This window comes from Mycobacterium sp. (assembly GCF_035653355.1).
Classification (GTDB): domain Bacteria; phylum Actinomycetota; class Actinomycetes; order Mycobacteriales; family Mycobacteriaceae; genus Mycobacterium.
In genome coordinates this window covers 1-4,664 of the sequence record NZ_DASRBZ010000387.1, presented here as the reverse complement: position 1 = coordinate 4,664, position 4,664 = coordinate 1, and the positions used below count along the sequence as shown (strand labels likewise).

Below are 4,664 nucleotides of genomic sequence, written 5' to 3'. Positions count from 1 at the left end.
TTGGGCATGGCTGCCACTGCTCTGCGGCCACCGTGACGATCGACCCGGGAACTGGCGGCAGCGGTTCTGGCTTCGCCCACAGATGTATCGCCTTCATCGGCGCGTTCGGGAATCGCGACAGTGGCGGGTGACCGTCGACGTCGACCACGTCGCTCCACCGGTAACCGCGGTCGGCTACCGCCACCGCGGCGATATTGGCGGAGAGCTGATCGGCAAAAGGCTCGTCGCGACGCCCCGAGCCGACGATCATGGTCGACTCGTCATTGACCAGGTCGGCGAGCGAGGACAGCAGCGACGGGTGCGCCGACAATTCGACGAACGCGTTGGCGCCACGCTGCGCAGCCACGGCCACCGCCTCGTCGAATCGCACTGTGTTACGCAGGTTTTGACACCAGTAGTCGCCGAAATCAGTGTCGGTGCCGACCACCTCCCCGCAAGCAGAGCTGACGAACTCCACCGGCGCATCCAAAAATGCCGACCTGGGTAGCAGTTCCTCGAACTTGCCCCGCAGCTTTTCCAGCGCGCTGGTGTGCCCCGGGTAGTCGACATCGATTGCCCTAGCGAAAATCCCGCGGTGCTCGGCCAACCGAACGACACCCTCAACGGCGTCACGATCACCGGACACCACGGTCGACGACGGCGCATTGACCGCCGAGACTTCCAGCCAGCCCGCCGTTTCGCTGATCAGCCGCCGGGCCTCGTCGACGCCCACGCCCAGCACTGCCATGCCGTACCGCCCGGGCAGGCGGTCGACCACCGAAGCGCGCGCAGCGACAACCGCAACCGCATCGGCCAACGTCATGGCACCGGCCACATAGGCCGCGCCGACCTCGCCCAGACTGTGTCCGACGGTGACAGCGGGCAGAATGCCGTAGGACCGCCACACCTGCGCCAAGCTAACGGAGTGCGTGAACTGTGCGCCCTGAATCGCAATTTGGGACCGGTCACGCTCGGAGCCGTCAACCAGATACGGCAACGGTGACGGGTGTCCGGCCGCAACGAATGCCGCCGCGCAATTGTCAGCCTCGGCCCGGTAGGCCGGCAGCTGTCGATAGGCGTCGGCGCCCATCGACTGCCATTGGTTGCCCTGGCCCGGACAGACGTACGCGACTCGCGGGCGGTCGGTCAACGACGACTTGGCCACCAGCGGGTGTTCCTCGCCGTCGGCCAACGCCTTCAGGCCAGCCTTCAGCTCGGCGTGGTCGGCTGCCCGCACCACCGCGCGGTGACGGCGCACTCGCCGAACCCGCAGCAGGGTGGCGGCGACCGCGGGCACATCGGGGTCGAAGCGATCCAGGTAGCGGAGGATCGCCGCCGCGTCGCGGCCGACCAACTCCTCGTCGTGTGCGCTGAGCAGCACCGGGGTGCGGCCGTCGGGCAGTGGCTGGACGCACATCACGCCACCGCCGGTACCGACACGATCACATGCGCGTTGGTGCCGCTGATGCCGAATGCCGATACCGCGGCGATCCGCTCCCCGTTCACGGCCGGCCACGGTGTCAGCTTCCGCGCCAGACGCAGTCCTTGAATGTCCCAGTCGATATCGCGGCTGGGCTCGTCCACGTGCAGCGTGGCAGGCACGGCCCCGTGTTCGGCGGAAACCAGAACCTTGGCCAGGCCCAAGGCTCCTGCCGCGGCCTGCGAGTGGCCCACATTGGACTTCACCGATCCGAGCAGCGCGCCCTTACCCGGTTCGGTGGCGCCGTAGGTTTGCGACAGCGACTGCAACTCGACGCGATCACCGATGTGGGTGCCGGTGCCGTGCCCCTCGACCATCGCGACGTCTTGTGGCCGCAGCCCGGCTTTCGCGATCGCAGAACCAAAGAGCCGGGCCTGCGCCGCGGCGCTGGGCGCGCTGAGCCCCGTGCTTCGACCGTCCTGATTCACCGCGCTGGCCCGGATCTCGGCAACAATGCGCCGACCGTTTCGTGCCGCCGCTGATTTGCGTTGCAGCACAAAGATTGCCGCCCCCTCGGCCCACACAGTTCCGCTGCGATGTGCGCTGTACGGGCGGCAGTGGCCGTCGTCGGACAACGCGTGCTGCTTCGAGAATTCGACGAAGTATCCGGGCGAGCCCATCACGCACACCCCGCCCGTCAGTGCCATGTCGCAGTCACCGGTCCGCAGCGACTGCATGGCGGTGTGCAACGCGGCCAGCGCTGAGGAGCAGGAACAGTCGACGGTCAAGGCGGGACCGGCCAACCCCAGGGTGTATGCAATCCGGCCGGAAACCACGCTCAGCGCTGTTCCAGTGATCAGATGACCGCTGTGGCGGGAGAATTCGGTCATGTCAGGCCCGTATCCGGTCGGGGACGCGCCGACATAGCAACCCACGTTCTCGCCTGCCAGTTCGTCGGGGTTGATGCCGCTGTTCTCCAGCGCACGCCAAGCAACCCGCAGCGCGACGCGTTGCTGCGGGTCCATCGTAGTAGCCTCACGCGGGGAGATGCCAAAGAATTCGGGGTCGAAAGCTGCTGCGCCGGAAAGGAAACCGCCGCAGTCGTGAATCTTCTTGAAGCCGCCGCGACCGGACCCGGCGAGCAGTTCACGGACGGGCCAGCCTCGATCGGTCGGAAATGGGCCGAGCGCTTCTCGTTGTTGGGACACCAAGGCCCAGTAGTCGTCGGCGGTATGAATGTCGCCGGGTGCCTCGACGGCCATGCCGATGATGACGACGGGGTCGTCGTACAAAGCGCTGTGCTGGTCAGGCATCGGTGATGACTCGATTAGCCAGAGCGTCGAGGTGCTCGTTGACGTAGAAGTGGCCGCCGTCGAAGAACGACAACGTGAACGAACCCTCGGTGTGGTTGGCCCATTCGCGAAGCGTGCGAATGTCGATGCGGTGGTCGTGCCGTCCACCGATGGCGTGGATGTCAGCGCGGATGCGCACACCCGCGGGGCAGTGGTAGCGGTTGAGCGCCTCGTAGTCGCTGCGCGCAGCGGTGGTCAACAGTTCGGCGAACTCCGCGTCGGCGAGTAGCCGCGGGTCCGTTCCGCCCAAGTCGGTGAGATCGGCGAGCAATTCCGGGCCGGTAGTGGGCAACTCAGGCAGATTGCCGACCGTCGACGGCACCGGCCCGGACGACACCCACAGCTTTTGCACGGTGACGCCGCGACGCTCGGCAACGCGAGCGAATTCGAAGGCGACCACCGCTCCCATGCTGTGGCCGAACAAGCGTAACGGCGCGACCTGCTGCCATGGTGCGGCCTCGAATAGGTCGCGGGACAAGTCGTGCACGGTTTCCGGCGGCGGTTCGCTGATGCGTTCGGCTCGCTGCGGGTATTGCACGACAAACGTGTCGCCGCGGGTGGCCAAGGCCAGCGCCAGCTTTCGGTAACTTGCCGCAGCGGCGCCGGCGTGTGGAAACACCACGGTGGCGCCCATGCACGCCTGCGGGTCCTGACCCGGAAAGTATTTGATCCAAGGCGCGAACGCGCCCGGCACCCTCGCCACGTTATCGACGGTCATGTGCCATCCCGACTTCCGCCGCTTGTGCCAAAACTTCCTCGCCGTCCATGCCGGCGACTTCCAGGTATATTTCGGCGACGGCAACCAGTCGTCGGCTGTCGTCCTCGCGATAGCTGAGTAGGCGGGCCAGGGCGGAAATGGTTCGGGCTGCGAACATGTCCGCGACCATCGCATGGGGTACGTCCAGCCAGGTCCGAATCCGGGCGACAGCTTGAGTGGCTAATACCGAATCCCCGCCCAGTGCAAAGAAATCGTCGTCGACGCCGACGTCCTCGACCCCGAGCACCTCCCCGATGATCGCTGCTAAAGCTGCCTCCACCGGCGTGGACGCGGCGCGGCGGTCCGGCTCGGGCGAACTCGACACGCTCGCGGCCAGCTGGTCGGCGACAGCGCGCCGGTCGATCTTGCCGCCGTCTGTGAAAGGGATTCGGTCCACCAACGACAGGTGGCGCGGAATCATATATGCGGGAACGGAATTCGCTATATGTTCACGTATACCTGCCGCGGTCACCCGCTCGTCGTACACGTGCACCGCGGCCGCCAGCACGTCCGATCCCCCCCTCGTCGATACCACGGCTGCGACGGCCGTGACCACCCCGGGCACCCGCCGCAGCGCGGACTCAACCTCACCGACTTCGATTCGATACCCGCTGACCTTGACCCGGTGGTCGGTCCGGCCGACGAACTCCAGTGTGCCGTCAGGCCAGTAGCGGGCCAGATCGCCCGTGCGGTACCACGTCCGGCCGCCGTGGCTGACGAAGCGCTCGGCGGTCAGGTGGGGACGGCCGCGGTAACCCCTCGCAATACCGCGGCCTGAAAACCACAGCTCGCCTGGCACCCAGTCGGGGCAGTCGTCGCCGAAGCTGTCGACCACCCGGCACGCGATGTTGGGAAACGGCGTGCCATACGGCACGGCAGCCCAATGCGACGGCGGGTCGACGGTCTCGCAGATCGTGGCGTGCACCGCGGTTTCTGTCGCGCCCCCCAGCCCCGCGAATCGCAGTTGCGGCGCTTCGGCTTTCAGCCGACGGGCCAGCTCGGGCCGCACCCAGTCGCCGCCGGTCGCGACGACCCGCAACGAGGACAGCCGGCCACTACCGACCTCGAGCAGCATCTCCAGCCAGCCCGGCAGGAAGTTCAGCACCGTCACCTGGTGGGTGTGGATCAACTGCGCCCAGCAGTCGGGGTCGCGGCG

4 protein-coding genes are annotated in these 4,664 nt (G+C 67.0%); all 4 read right to left on the bottom strand.

The genetic code is table 11. From position 1 onward, the window contains the following. The coding region (locus tag VFA16_RS13445; protein WP_324968294.1) for an acyltransferase domain-containing protein at positions 1–1,396 on the bottom strand (1,396 nt) is incomplete at its 3' end. Then, positions 1,396–2,712 (bottom strand): polyketide synthase, encoded by a 1,317-nt coding sequence (locus VFA16_RS13440; protein ID WP_324968293.1) that lies wholly within the window; start codon positions 2,710–2,712, stop codon positions 1,396–1,398. The genes VFA16_RS13440 and VFA16_RS13445, both read right to left, overlap by 1 nt. Continuing rightward, on the bottom strand, positions 2,705–3,469 hold the full coding sequence (locus VFA16_RS13435) for a thioesterase II family protein (RefSeq protein ID WP_324968292.1): 765 nt from the start codon (positions 3,467–3,469) through the stop codon (positions 2,705–2,707). The genes VFA16_RS13440 and VFA16_RS13435 overlap by 8 nt, the downstream gene beginning before the upstream one ends. Then, positions 3,456–4,664, bottom strand: a 1,209-nt coding sequence (locus tag VFA16_RS13430; RefSeq protein WP_324968291.1) for a non-ribosomal peptide synthetase, incomplete at its 5' end; no start/stop codon positions are given. The genes VFA16_RS13435 and VFA16_RS13430, both read right to left, overlap by 14 nt.